This window comes from Paraburkholderia sp. A1RI-2L (assembly GCF_048957375.1).
Taxonomy (GTDB): Bacteria; Pseudomonadota; Gammaproteobacteria; order Burkholderiales; family Burkholderiaceae; genus Paraburkholderia.
The window spans coordinates 768,886-781,429 of sequence record NZ_JARBTA010000003.1 but is presented as its reverse complement, the minus strand read 5'-3'; the positions used below and the strand labels follow the sequence as shown (position 1 = coordinate 781,429).

The following is a 12,544-nucleotide window of genomic DNA, read 5'->3' as shown; positions in this document are numbered from 1 at the left end:
CAAAGGGCTCATTCCTCCAGCGGCGCTGCGCGTGCCGTGGGGCATAACTCCAAACCGACGGGGCGCTCGCTCGCGCCTTCGTTTTTTCATGGCACTCGTAAGCTTTTCCGCGCGGATTCGCGCGCGGTGTTCGTCGCCTTTTTTGAGCCAACTTTTCTTTGAATGCCAACACGCGTTTACCCGCGAAAAAGCACCAAAAAAGTCTCAATTCGTGGCGTGTCGCTTTTACATAAGCTCCTGTCGCAAATAGCCATCCCGGCGGGGTTTTTTCTGGCAAACATGTAGTTACACGAAGCGGGCCGGCGCCTGCATGACTAGGAGATGGAGTCGATGGAATCCCCAAAGATCGTAGTCGATGGACTATGCAAGGTTTTCGGGCCTAATCCGAAAGTGGCGCGCGAGCTGCTTTCGAGCGGCGCCACCAAGGACGAGATGTTCGCGAAAACCGGCTATGTGCTGGGCGTGAACAATGCCTCGTTCTCGGTGAACGAAGGCGAGATTTTCGTGCTAATGGGCCTTTCGGGCTCCGGAAAATCCACGCTGATTCGTCTCATCAATCGTCTTGTCGAGCCCACCGCGGGCAGGGTCGTGATCGATGGCCGCGATATCGCCGCGGTGAAGAAAAGCGAGCTGATCGCGCTGCGCCGCACCGACATGAGCATGGTGTTCCAGTCGTTCGCGCTCATGCCGCAGCGCACGGTGCTCGCGAACGCCTCCTTCGGCCTCGAAGTCGCGGGCGTCGGGCGCAAGGAGCGCGAGCAACGCGCGCTCACGGTGCTCGAACAGGTGGGCCTCGCGCAGTTCGCCCACAAGCTGCCCGCCGAGCTTTCCGGCGGCATGCAGCAGCGCGTGGGTCTCGCGCGCGCACTGGCCGTCAACCCCTCGCTCATGATCATGGACGAAGCGTTTTCGGCGCTCGACCCGCTCAAGCGCAAGGAAATGCAGAACGTGCTGCTGCAACTGCAAAAGGAGCAGCGCCGCACGATCATGTTCGTCTCGCACGATCTGGAAGAGGCGCTGCGCATCGGCAGCCGCATTGCCATCATGGAAGGCGGCCGCATCGTGCAGATCGGCACGCCGCAGGAGATCATCAGCAATCCTGCCGATGACTATGTGCGCGCGTTCTTCGACGGCGTGGACACGAGCCGCTACCTCACCGCCGGCGATCTGATGCAGCGCGAAGCCGTGCCGCTCATCCGCACGCTCGACAAGAAGAGCGTGGCCGCGTCGCTCAACGGCAGCAATGAATATGCGTTCGTGCTCGACGCGCAGCGCCGCATCAGCGGCTTCGTCACGCGCGATGCGATCGGCGTGGACAAGCCTTCGGTGCGCAAGGTCGAGAGCATCGCGCTCGGCGCGCCGCTCGATCAGGTGGTTTCGCGCGTGTGCGCAACGAATACAGCATTGCCGGTGGTCGACGATGAAGGCCGCTATTGCGGTTCCATCGATCAGGCCGCTGTCCTCAAGGTCATTACGCGCAACAGGGGTGCCCATGTCTGAGCTCATTCCTCTCGGCCAATGGGTCGATCAGTCGGTTCATTATCTGCTCGACCACGATGCCAACACCTTCGACGCCATCGGTAAGGCGATCGAAAGCTTCGCGAAACTCATCGAGCATGGCCTTCAGGTCGTGCCCATGTGGGCGATGATGGCGTTCTTCATCGCGCTCGGGTTGTGGCGCGTGGGCTGGCGCTTCGCGATCTTTGCGGCGGCTTCGCTGCTGCTCATCTACGCGACCGGCTTCTGGGATCAGATGATCGTCACCCTGGGGCTCACGCTTTCGTCCACGCTCATTAGCCTCGTGCTGGGCATTCCGCTCGGCGTCTGGACCGCGAAGAACAAGCTCGTGCAGACCATCGTGCGGCCGATTCTCGACCTGATGCAGACCATGCCGGCCTTCGTCTACCTGATTCCGGCGGCGATGCTGTTTGGTCTTGGCCGCGTGCCCGGCATTCTCTCGACCGTGATCTTCGCGATGCCGCCCGCCGTGCGTCTCACGAGCCTCGGTATCAAGCACGTGAACCGCGAGATCGTGGAAGCGGGCCACGCCTTCGGCTGCACGCCGTGGCAGCTGCTCTACAAGGTGCAGTTTCCCAATGCGCTGCCCTCGATCATGCAAGGCGTGAACCAGACCATCATGATGGCGCTTTCGATGGTGATCATTGCCTCGATGGTGGGCGCGGGCGGCCTCGGCAACGACGTGCTCGCGAGCATCCAGCGACTCGATATCGGGCTGGGCTTCGAGAGCGGGCTTGCGGTGGTGCTGCTGGCGATCATTCTGGACCGCATCACGGAGAGCTTCGGCCGCGCGCCGGGTGCCGCAAAGGCGCCGCTGTTCTCGGGCATGAAGCAGCTCTTTCGTCCGCGCGCCATAGTCGCGCAGGCTTGAATGGCGAAACGTCTGTTTTAAGCGTGTTGTCCTGATCAGATTAACCGGCTCGCGCGTGCGGGCCGGTTCTTCATTCTCAGCCCGTGCAGGCTTGTCTCCATAGGGGCGCAATGTGACATCCGGCACCGCCGAAGCTGTTGAAGCCACCGAACTCACCAAGCCGCTGGCTTCATTGCAACATTTTGGTTTCCTGACCTTGCCGAATTTTTCGATGATCGCGTTTTCCAACGCCGTCGAAGTTCTGCGCATGGCCAACTATGTGGGCCGCGGCGATCTTTATCGCTGGTCGGTCTATACGCTCGACGGCGCGCCCGCCCGCGCGAGCAACGGCATTTCGGTGCGCCCGGCCCAGGCGCCGGACCCCGACGACCTCCCCGACGTGATGATCGTCTGCGGCGGCATTCACATTCAGGATGCGGTGGACGACAACGTGCGCGACGCGCTGCGCGGCTTCGCGGAGCGGGGCATCCCGCTTGGCGGAATCTGCACGGGGGCTTACGCGCTCATGGCGAGCGGGCTGCTAGACGACTACCGCTGCGTGGTGCACTGGGAGAATCTTTCGGCGCTGCACGAGCGGTTTCCGCACGTGCAATTCGCCGACGAGCTATTCGTGGTCGACCGCGACCGGCTGACCTGCACCGGCGGCACGGCGCCGCTCGACCTGATGCTCGATCTCGTGGGCGCGCGCTTTGGCCAGCAGCTTGCCGCCAAGGTCTCGGAGCAATTCATTCTGGAACGCATTCGCGGCGCGACTGATTTGCAGCCGATTCCCGTGGATGCGCGCGTGGGTTTTTCGCGTGCGGAACTGGTCGAGGTCGTGCGGCTGATGGAAGCGAATATTCGCGAGCCGCTCTCGCTGGAAGAGCTCGCGCGGCTCGTGCGGCTTTCGCAACGGCATTTGCAGCGCATGTTCAAGGCGTATCTGAACGTATCGCCCACGCACTATTACCTCACGCTGCGCCTGAAGCGCGCGCGCGAGCTGCTGCGCACGACCGATGCTTCGATCTCGCGCGTGACGGCGATTTGCGGGTTCAATTCGCCGTGCCATTTCAGCAAGGCATATCGCGTGCAGTTCGGTCATGCGCCGAGCCATGAGCGGCGCGGTGGCGAGTGAGGGGGCGGGCGGCCGGCCGTATGCCGGTCGACTTCCAGCCGACTTCCAGCCGACTTCCAGCCGACTTCCAGGCCCGCGGACTCACTGTTGCTGCATGTTTTTCGGACCGGGCACGGCCAACTGCGGCGAAGCAAACATATCCACCAGTTGCTCGTGCAACCAGCGGTGCGCGGGCACTGTTTCGTTGCGCTGATGCCAGTACAGACTGATCACCCGGTCGGGGGCTTCGAACGGCGCACGCACGCTGACGAGGTCGCCGGCCATCTCCGCGCGATCGCATAGAAATCGGGGATATTTCCTGCCTGCTCGGGCAGGGCGAGCGCATCGAGTTGGTGATGAAGGGCGGCGAGATTCAGTTCGACGAGTAGGTGGCAAGACGCGGTCAGTGCAGCGCGGCAGAAACCGGCGCACTCGCCTCAGCTGTCGCCCCGGGCAGACCAGTGCGAAAGAACGCGTCGAGGTCTGGCATCTGCGCAGGCTCCTGGCCGCTGCGCTGCTCGCGGTACATGATCGGCGGCACGCCGAACTGCTTGCGGAATTCGCGCCCGAGGTGCGAGGCGTCCGCAAAGCCGCAGCTCGAAGCGATATCGGCCACGGTGCGGTCCGAGCTCGTGAGCAGCCACGCGGCGGTGCGCAGGCGCAGCACGTTGGCGAACGCGCGCGGGCTCTTGCCCGTCTCGGCCTTGAAGAGCCGTTCGAGCTGGCGTGGCGAAAGATTGAGTTTGCAGGCCAATTCTTCGAGCGGGATGTTGCGCCCGACTTGCTGCTCCATCAGCAGGATCGCGCGCTTGACCTTCGGATGCGTCGCGGGCTCGAGGCCCGGCGGATGCGGTTGGGGCGCGTTGCCCTTTTGCATCTCGCCCACCAGCAGAATGCGCAGCGCCTTCTGCACGGTCGCGTGGTCGAAATGGCGCAGCAGGATCGCGGCGGCCACGTCGATCGACGCGCGCCCGCCCGAGCAGGTAATGCGGCGGCGGTCGATCACGAAGAGCCGGTCGGCAACCAGTGCGTCGGCGTTCACGTTGGGGAAGCGCTCGATGAAGTCCCAGTAGTGGAACCAGCTTACGCAGATGCGATGCTGCTCGAGCACGCCCGCGCGCATCATCGCGAACACGCCGGTGCAGATGCCCACCACCGTGGTGCCGTTGGCCGCTGCGCTGCGGATATGGCGCAGCGTTTCCTCGCTCGCCTGCGGGCCGGAATGCAGTAGACCGCCCACGACGACGAGATAGTCCACGGGCTCGGCCTCTTCGAAGGTTTCCCATGGCGTGACCTGGATGCCGCAACTCGCGCGCACCGGCGCGAGCGTCTCGCCGATCACGCGCCACGAGCAGCGCACCGGCTTGCTCGAATCGCCGTCGTCGGCCGAGAGGCGCAGCATGTCCACGAAACCCGAAAAAGCCGTGAGCGTGAAATTGGGCAGCAGCACGATGCCGAAGCGGATGCGCTCCTTGGGTTGGGCGTCGGGCGAGAGAGCGATCGGAAGCGGGTGGGACATGGCGGCGGGCGGCTCGGGAAAACGCATGCGAATGAACGTCTGCGGCCCGGGAATGCCAAAACGCATCAAACCCGTGGCGCTGCAGTCCGCTCAAGCGTCGCTTATCCGGCGCGCCGGCACTTGTGATTATGCGTCAGGGATCTGCGTCAAAGCGAAATTCAGCGGCCATGGCGCGATCCGTGGCGGGGGTGTTCCGCGGCCACGGCGCATTTGTTCTATCGGCGCTTGGCCGGCTTGGCGACACTCGGCGGAGCCGATTCAACCCAACTCCACCCGATTCCACCGGGTTTCACCCGATTCCACCGCCAGGGCTCTCCACCGTGCCGCACCAGCCGCGCGCCAAAACCGTCGATCTCAACCAGCGTGCCAGCCATGGCGACGCCGCCGCTGCGCTCGCCCTGCTCGAGCAGAGCATGGCGCGCGGGCACCAGCGCATCGGCTTGCTGCGCTATCTGCACGCGCGGTGCCTCGGGGCCACGCTGGAGGGCCGGCATCACGACTATGCGCAGCGCGTGACGGCGCGGCTCAGCGAAACGGCGCTGGCCTGCCTCGCGCAGGAGGCGCAGCGCCGCCATCGGGGTTAAAGCGCCAACGTTCGCCTGTCGTTGGTGAACCCGCATGGCCCATCGACCGGCGCTATCTGGAACTTCCCGTCGTCAGTGAATGGGCCAAGCGGCGTTGCGCGCAAATTTAGTTCGGATTGGAAAATAAATCGAGGGGGTAGAGTTCGTATGGCGCCGTTCCATATGGCGGTTTGCCGAAGGAGCGCCGCTGGGCGCAGCTCGCCCATCCATGGTGAAAAGCAAATGCGCAATATGTCGGCCGCTAGCGTTCGGTTCGCGGCGCCCTTCGGATAACCGCCGGGGCGGTGGCTCGGCTGAAATGCCGTCGGCTGAGCCGACTACAATGGATGCTGTCAAAAAGACGAATGCGACCAGCCATGCCTCTTACCTCGATTCATCAAGCGCGGAAACGAACAGCCCGGCCAGTCTGGCTCGCCGTGTGCGTCGCGCTCCTGCTGTTGCCGGCAGCCCTCGTTGCCCAGGACGAAAAGCCGGGTGTTGCCTTTTCCACGATCGAGCCCGGCGAACCATTGCCCGCAGGCTGGAAGAACCTGCCGGTCGCGCACGGCAAGCGCTTGACGCAATACACGCTCGTTCACGACGGCAACACCACCGTCCTGCAGGCGGACGCGAACCGCTCGGCTTCGGCGCTGATGCACGAAGGTAATATCGACCTCGTTCGCACACCCGTCGTGGCGTGGCGCTGGAAAGCAAAAGAGCCGATAGAGGGCGCCGACAACCGCGTCGGATCCAAAGAAGACGCGCCGGCGCGACTGGTTTTCACATTTGACGGCGACAAAAGCAAGCTATCGTTTTTCGACCGCGCCAAGATGGACCTGGCAAAGCGCATGGGTGGCGAAGAACTGCCCTATGCCACGCTGATGTATATCTGGTCGGCCACCGCTGCGCCAGGCACCATCATTGCCAATCCTCACACGAACCGCGTACAAATGATCGTGGTTTCTGGGTTGTCCGGCGACGCGGGTCACTGGCAAAGCCTGCGCCGCAATATCGTGCAAGACTACGAGCGGGTCTTTCACGAATCGCCAGGACGAATCACCGGCTACGGGCTGTTGACCGATACCGACAATACCGGTACTACGACGCGCGCCTGGTACGGAGACGTCGAGCTCCTGCCCGCGCATTGATAACGCAAAGCCGCTGAACTAACCGGGTCCATCGGCAAGCACTATGGGCTTGCCGATGATCCTTATTCGGGCATACCCGCGCTAGCATTCTCAATCAGGCTTAGCGCGATGGTCGGATCGTCAATCGTATCGATCGCAAGCATCGCAAAGCGAGCGAGAAACAGGGGAGCGTTGGCCTCGCCCAATTGGGTCATGGTTTTGCACAGTTGGGTATAGACGTTGTCGAGGTCGCTATCGGTCATGGCGTACTCCTGGGTAGGATGGGTCATGGTCATTTTTGAAGGGCCCGGTGGATCGCGGCGCCGACGTCAGCGGCGGCCGTCGAGTGCCAGCGCCCCAGCACATGACCATCTGGGCGAACGAGGTACACCGTGCCCGGTCTCGCGCCATACATGGCGAACAATCGACCCGTATGGTCCCAGTTGTGATCGCTCTTCGTCCCGGAATGCAAATGAGCCGTTACCGGGATCAGTTTGAAGGGCAGCTTCTCATGCTTGAGTGTTGCTTCGAGGTCGGTGAAATCGGCGGGCACTGCGCCGTCTTCGCTGAAGTGCAAGACGGTGAAGCAGGGCGCAATCAAGTCGGTCAGGTGAGCTTCTCTGGCCTCGCCGCGCTCGACAATCGTCAACGGACACTCGGTAAGCACGGCTCCTGGCATGGGCCCCGCCTCAAATGCGCTTGAATCTGCTTCCGGCGTATTGAGCGAAGATGCCGTGTAGCTGATAGCCGAGGTCTGCCGCGGGTTGATCAATGAACGCAGCCGTTCGTGCTTTGCCGCCAGACCCAGCACGGCCTTTCGCATCAAGTCGAACGCAAACGACGGTGGCGCCATGAACTCGGTGCTTTTGGTGCCGTGTCTGAGATTTTCGTGCGCCGCAAAAACTCGCTCGTCGGAATAGCTGTCGAGCAGTCCCTCTCCAGCGACGCCACGGACGACAAATGCAAGCTTCCACGCCAGATTGTCTGCGTCATCGATGCCTGAATTTGCGCCACGCACACCGAAGATCGGCACCAGGTGGGCAGCGTCGCCCGCAAACAGCACGCGGTCATGACGATAGCGCTCCAATGTCAGAGCGTTAGCCTTATAGATGGTGATCCAGATAGGCGACCAGGCGCCGCGCTCACCCATCATGTCCAACAGGCTTTGCACTCGCGGCATGACGTTTTCTGGCTTCACTGCCTGCTCGGCGTCCTCGCCGTCACGCAGCTGGTAGTCGATGCGCCAAACATTGTCAGGCTGCTTGTGGACCAACACAGTCGAGCCTGGATTGGACGACGGATCAAAGTACGCAAGCCGCTCGGTCGGTCGATCACTCTCAAGTTCAATATCGACAATGACGTAGCGTCCCTCGTAACTTGTTCCTTTGAGCTGCAGACCGAGTCCCTCGCGAATCGTGCTGCGGCCGCCGTCGCACGCGACCACCCAGTCCGTATTGAGGGAATAGTCGGCTTCCGGCGTCGTGAGGCGCAGCGTTGCGCCGTCCGGACGAGATTCAATGGCGCTTACGCGGGTCTGCCATCGAATATCGATCAGGTCGGACCGTCGCTGCGCAGCGTCCAGAAGAAACTGTTCGATATGGTATTGCGCGAGGTTCACCATGGGCGGCAGCTTCTGGTTTTCGTCCTGCGGCATCTTGAAGTGCAGCACTTCGGTGTCGCGATAGAAGCTGCGACCGCCGGTCCACGGCAGCCCGGTTTTCAAGAACCCGTCTACCGCGCCGAGACGATCCATAATTTCGAGGCTGCGGCGGGAGATACAGATGGCGCGACTACCGTAGCAAACGGAGTCGTCGGCTTCGATCAAAACCGAGGGGACGCCGTGATTGGCAAGGCCGAGTGCCACGGTCAGTCCGACCGGGCCGCCGCCCACAATCGTCACTGCATGTCGCTTTATCTCGAGACCGTTGTCGAGTGCCGGTACGGTAGCAGCGAACTTTTTCGCACTGAAAGGGTAGGGCTTAAACTCCATCGTTTGCTCCATAACGTGTTCCTGGAATTGCCGCGCCAGAGCCATAAGCGTCCGGTTTCATCGGAGCATCTCGCGGTCTGGCGCATTGCGCAAAGTCGGCACGCGTTAACGCGCGTTATTTGATAATTCCGCATGCTGCGGGCGCTTGGCCTGGATCGGCAGCACCGCGACAATGAGGGCGCCGATCACAAGCAAAGCCGCCGCATAGAGCAAGCCGGCCGAGAAGTTGTGCGTCAGATCTTTCATCCAGCCGACAATCAACGGATTCAAAGCCGAGCCAATGTTGCCGGTCGCATTGATCACCGCAATGCCAACGGCGCGGGCACGGAAGCTCAGCGCGTGATCCGGGGTCGTCCAGAAGATCGACATGGCGGTATAGGATCCTGCGGACGCCAGGCAGATGCCCAGCAGCTGGACCACAGGCAGCGTCGAGTAGGCCGTGCACAGCCAGCCTGCAGCGGAGCAGAGCATCGGCAACATCAAGTGCCATTTGCGTTCCTGCTTCCGATCCGAGCGCCTTCCCCACCAGATCATGGCGACGATAGTGCAGATTTGCGGGATCGCAGCCAGAAGGCCCACGGTGCGATTGCTCGCGCCTGCGCTGAAACTCTTCACGATCAACGGAGTCCACACGGCAACCATGGCAAGCGTGTTGACCAGGCAGAAGTACGCCAACGCGAACTTGATGACGGTCGGCGACAAGAGTTCGCCAAGAAGGCTTTTCTCTGCCACAGATTCGCCATGAGGCACGGGATCGGTTTTGTGCTCGGCCGCGAGGATATGTGAGAGCGTACGTTTCTCTTCCGGGTTGAGCCACGCTGCCTTTTCAGGGACGTCGCGAAGGTAGGCGAAGACGAGCAGACCCAAAATTGCGGAAGGCAAGCCCTCAAGAAAAAACAGCCATTGCCAGCCTTTGAGGCCAAGTGTTCCATCCAGGGCCAGGATGTACCCTGAGAGCGCAGACCCGAGTGCGGCTGTCACTGGCATGGCGATCATGAACATGGCGTTCGCTCTCGCACGATAAGCGCCCGGAAACCAGTAGGTCATATACAGCAAGATGCCGGGCAGAAAGCCCGCCTCCGTGACGCCGACCAGGATGCGTAAAAGATAGAGCGTGCCTGGACTCGATGCAAACATGGTTGCGGTGGATGCGAAGCCCCACGCGATCATGATGGCCCCGATCCATTTGCGTGCGCCGATGCGCGTCAGAACGATATTGCTCGGGATGCCAAACGCAATGTAAGCGATATAAAACAATGTCGTCGCCAGACCGAATTGGACTCCCGAAAGACCAAGGTCTTTCATCATCGTGAGTCCGGCAAAGCCGATATTGATCCGATCCAGAAACGAGAAGAAGAACAGAATGAAGAGAAACCAGAGCAGATGTCGCGATACCTTCGCAATGACATGCTGCTCGGAGCGCGAAGCGCGCGGTCCAGCGTTATGGTGCGGTCCACCAGGAACCAGGCTGCGGTCAGCCAGCGGGGTGGTTTCCATATGAGTCGTCTCCAGATCCAGGTCTATGTCGAGCGCTACGGCACTCAATGCAATCGCGTCGGCTCGGCAGGGATGCGAGGTATGGCGATGACTGGAGTATGCGAGGGCGACGAACTGGCGCTGTCCCCAAAACGGGTACAAGTTGGCAGGGGAAGCGGACTAGAGAAAACCCCTGGTTCGAATCGACCGGGCGGGCGTCCGACGTGGGGCGACGGACCGCGCGGGTCAGCTTTTATCCGGAGCCAGGCACAAGGCGAACAATTGCCGCTGGCTCGAAATGCCAAGGCGGCGGTACGCGCGCTTCTGATAGGTCGCGACGCTTGAAGCCTTCACCCCCATTACATCGCCGATTTCCTGCGCGGTGCGGCCTTCCAGAACTCCGCAAAGCACATCGACCTCTCGCTTCGATAAATCGGGGCATATCCTGCGGATGCGCGCGAGCATGAGTTGCGGAATCCCGGACTGAATCGGCCCGCACAGCGAGTAATGGTGCTTTGCGGATTGGGTGATGAGCGGAGAAAACGCTTCGATCAGCGCGATCTCGTTTGGATGAAAATGTCCGCGCCGGCGGTCGCGGTAGAGATTGACGGAAAGCCAGATGTCCTGTGCCGGCTGCAGTAGCAGGGAGACACGGCCTGACACGTCAGGTTGGTGGTAACACGCGGCTCGATATCCCTCATGCGTGATGTCTTCGACGGCTTGCTGGTGGAGCAGCACTGCCGAGTCGGGTTTCTCCGGCCGGGCCGCCGAAATGACCGCCTGGTTACCGTCCAGCGCGTAAAAGGTCCTGGCATAGACATCCGCGACATTGCGGAGGAATCGGCCGCCGCGGTGGTCTGCCACCGACACCGTTCGCGGGCGATTGTTGAATTCGTACGCAAACACCGTGCATTGCGAGATGCCTGCGGCGTCGCCTAGTAACTTCAAAACTTCTGCGGCGAATGCGTTGGCATCATCAGACCCAATGGCGGAAACCAGGCTCGTTGCCCGCGAAAGATCGAGGTTCCCTGAGAGACTGGGACGTTCGAGCCGCCATAAACGCATGATGGTTTGGAGAAGTTGTTAATCAAGGAAGGCGACTTTGAGCGCCGCCTGGGCGATTTGTTTTCGTTCTGGTTCGCGCCAATGCGTGAATACCCAAGCATCATACTCCGAGCCCTGGCTCCAGCAGAAGATCAGTTGACTCGACCCGCGAGCTCGCAGTTTCAATGACCCTTGTAGCCGCGCGGTCAAAATGTCGAGCACGATCTGCGCGGCCGATCTGGGTCGGCAACGCCCGATCGCATCCGGCTCAATCCTCCAGAGTCATTGCCGATTTTTCGTCTGGCCATGCCGCCATGGAGACGGCGGCCGTGGCCAGTTGTCCAGATGGTGGTGTTAGCGGGACCCGGGTACCCAGGGATTCAGAGCACCACCGTGCGGCCGTCGTTGATGAACACGCGGCGCTCCAGGAATGCCTTCACCGCGCGTCCGAGCGTCACGCACTCGACGTCGCGGCCCACCGCGAGCAGTTGCTCCGGTTTGCAGCTGTGATCCACGCGCTGTACCTCCTGCTCGATGATCGGGCCTTCGTCGAGATCGTCGGTGACGAAGTGGGCCGTCGCGCCAATCAGTTTCACGCCGCGCACATGCGCTTGATGATAGGGGCGCGCACCCTTGAAGCCGGGCAGGAATGAATGGTGGATGTTGATCGCGCGGCCCGCGAGGCGCTTGCTCGTTTCGTCAGACAAAATCTGCATGTAGCGCGCGAGCACGAGCAGTTCGGAGCCCGTCGATTCGAACAGGTCGAGGATCGCGGCTTCCTGCTGCTGGCGCGTTTCCGGCGTGACCGGCAGATGCCGGAACGGCAGCCCGTGCTGGCGCGCGAGCGGCTCGAAATCGGCATGGTTCGAGGCGATGGCCGCAATGTCCATCTGCAGTTCGCCCATGCGCCAGCGGAACAGCAGGTCGGCGAGACAGTGTTCGAGCTTCGACACCAGGATCAGCACCTTGGGCCGGACCTGCAGGTCGTGGATCGCCCACGTCATTTCATGTTGGCGCGCGGTGGCCTCGAATTCGCTGCGCAGGCTCGCGAGGTCGAGCTCGCCGTTGGCCCCCCGAATCACTTCGTGAAAGACGCAGCGCAGGAAAAAGCGCGAGCTGATGTCGTCGTCGAAGACGGTCAGTTCGTCGATGTAGCAATGGTGGCCGTCCAGAAAGCTGGCGACGGCGGCCACCTGTCCGGCGGCGCTCGGGCAGGACAGGGTCAGGACGTACTGATGCGGGCGAACGTCGGTGGACATGTGAGGGTCTCCAGGTATCGTAGCGATGCAAGGAGTAAGCCATTTTTTGGCCGCCAGCACATAGAACGCACCCGCTATGTTGCG

Annotated in this window: 12 protein-coding genes; 5 read left to right on the top strand and 7 right to left on the bottom strand. The window is 61.8% G+C overall.

Features of this window, described 5'->3' with window-relative positions; translation table 11 throughout:
* Positions 1-330: 330 nt before the first annotated feature.
* From PWP93_RS26765 to PWP93_RS26755, 3 genes are all read left to right on the top strand, one after another.
* A complete protein-coding gene (locus PWP93_RS26765) occupies positions 331-1,500 on the top strand; it encodes a quaternary amine ABC transporter ATP-binding protein (protein WP_421027150.1) in 1,170 nt (389 codons plus the stop codon).
* Entirely contained in the window at positions 1,493-2,389 is an 897-nt protein-coding gene (gene choW / locus PWP93_RS26760) for a choline ABC transporter permease subunit (protein ID WP_421046714.1), read from the top strand. The genes PWP93_RS26765 and choW overlap by 8 nt, the downstream gene beginning before the upstream one ends.
* A 112-nt stretch (positions 2,390-2,501) precedes the next feature.
* Positions 2,502-3,503, top strand: coding sequence for a GlxA family transcriptional regulator (locus tag PWP93_RS26755; protein WP_421046713.1), 1,002 nt, complete (start codon positions 2,502-2,504; stop codon positions 3,501-3,503).
* Positions 3,504-3,584: 81 nt separating this feature from the next.
* On the opposite strand, the gene PWP93_RS26750 is transcribed toward PWP93_RS26755, so the two are convergent.
* A complete protein-coding gene (locus tag PWP93_RS26750) occupies positions 3,585-3,767 on the bottom strand; it encodes a hypothetical protein (RefSeq protein ID WP_421046712.1) in 183 nt (60 codons plus the stop codon).
* A gap of 118 nt (positions 3,768-3,885) precedes the next feature.
* Positions 3,886-5,001, bottom strand: a complete 1,116-nt coding sequence (locus PWP93_RS26745; protein ID WP_421046711.1) for a GlxA family transcriptional regulator — start codon at positions 4,999-5,001, stop codon at positions 3,886-3,888.
* Between the two features lie 320 nt (positions 5,002-5,321).
* Between PWP93_RS26745 and PWP93_RS26740 the strand changes: the two genes are divergently transcribed.
* Together PWP93_RS26740 and PWP93_RS26735 are read left to right on the top strand one after the other, a co-directional pair.
* Positions 5,322-5,585, top strand: a complete 264-nt coding sequence (locus tag PWP93_RS26740; protein WP_421027145.1) for a hypothetical protein — start codon at positions 5,322-5,324, stop codon at positions 5,583-5,585.
* A 356-nt stretch (positions 5,586-5,941) separates the two neighbouring features.
* The gene (locus PWP93_RS26735; protein WP_421046710.1) at positions 5,942-6,712 is read left to right on the top strand and encodes a DUF3047 domain-containing protein; all 771 of its coding nucleotides are present in this window, start codon (positions 5,942-5,944) and stop codon (positions 6,710-6,712) included.
* A 62-nt stretch (positions 6,713-6,774) separates the two neighbouring features.
* Here the strand turns inward: PWP93_RS26735 and PWP93_RS26730 are convergent, their stop codons facing one another.
* The 5 genes from PWP93_RS26730 to purU all read right to left on the bottom strand — a co-directional run bounded on the left by PWP93_RS26730 (position 6,775) and on the right by purU (position 12,460).
* Entirely contained in the window at positions 6,775-6,954 is a 180-nt protein-coding gene (locus PWP93_RS26730) for a hypothetical protein (protein WP_421027143.1), read from the bottom strand.
* 29 nt (positions 6,955-6,983) lie between these two features.
* Positions 6,984-8,681 carry an FAD-dependent oxidoreductase gene (locus PWP93_RS26725; RefSeq protein ID WP_421046709.1) on the bottom strand — a complete coding sequence of 566 codons (1,698 nt, stop codon included), beginning with the start codon at positions 8,679-8,681 and terminating at the stop codon, positions 6,984-6,986.
* A 105-nt stretch (positions 8,682-8,786) separates the two neighbouring features.
* Positions 8,787-10,178, bottom strand: a complete 1,392-nt coding sequence (locus PWP93_RS26720) for an MFS transporter (RefSeq protein ID WP_421046708.1) — start codon at positions 10,176-10,178, stop codon at positions 8,787-8,789.
* Positions 10,179-10,403: 225 nt separating this feature from the next.
* Entirely contained in the window at positions 10,404-11,222 is an 819-nt protein-coding gene (locus PWP93_RS26715; protein WP_421027140.1) for a LuxR C-terminal-related transcriptional regulator, read from the bottom strand.
* A gap of 359 nt (positions 11,223-11,581) precedes the next feature.
* Positions 11,582-12,460, bottom strand: a complete 879-nt coding sequence (purU, locus tag PWP93_RS26710) for a formyltetrahydrofolate deformylase (protein ID WP_421046707.1) — start codon at positions 12,458-12,460, stop codon at positions 11,582-11,584.
* Positions 12,461-12,544: the final 84 nt, after the last annotated feature.

Coding starts and splice junctions, on each gene's coding strand:
- PWP93_RS26765 (WP_421027150.1), top strand. CDS start 331: ATGGAATCCCCAAAGATCGTAGTCGATGGACTATGCAAGGTTTTCGGG.
- choW (WP_421046714.1), top strand. CDS start 1,493: ATGTCTGAGCTCATTCCTCTCGGCCAATGGGTCGATCAGTCGGTTCAT.
- PWP93_RS26750 (WP_421046712.1), bottom strand. CDS start 3,767: ATGGCCGGCGACCTCGTCAGCGTGCGTGCGCCGTTCGAAGCCCCCGAC.
- PWP93_RS26745 (WP_421046711.1), bottom strand. CDS start 5,001: ATGTCCCACCCGCTTCCGATCGCTCTCTCGCCCGACGCCCAACCCAAG.
- PWP93_RS26735 (WP_421046710.1), top strand. CDS start 5,942: ATGCCTCTTACCTCGATTCATCAAGCGCGGAAACGAACAGCCCGGCCA.
- PWP93_RS26730 (WP_421027143.1), bottom strand. CDS start 6,954: ATGACCGATAGCGACCTCGACAACGTCTATACCCAACTGTGCAAAACC.
- PWP93_RS26725 (WP_421046709.1), bottom strand. CDS start 8,681: ATGGAGTTTAAGCCCTACCCTTTCAGTGCGAAAAAGTTCGCTGCTACC.
- PWP93_RS26720 (WP_421046708.1), bottom strand. CDS start 10,178: ATGGAAACCACCCCGCTGGCTGACCGCAGCCTGGTTCCTGGTGGACCG.
- PWP93_RS26715 (WP_421027140.1), bottom strand. CDS start 11,222: ATGCGTTTATGGCGGCTCGAACGTCCCAGTCTCTCAGGGAACCTCGAT.
- purU (WP_421046707.1), bottom strand. CDS start 12,460: ATGTCCACCGACGTTCGCCCGCATCAGTACGTCCTGACCCTGTCCTGC.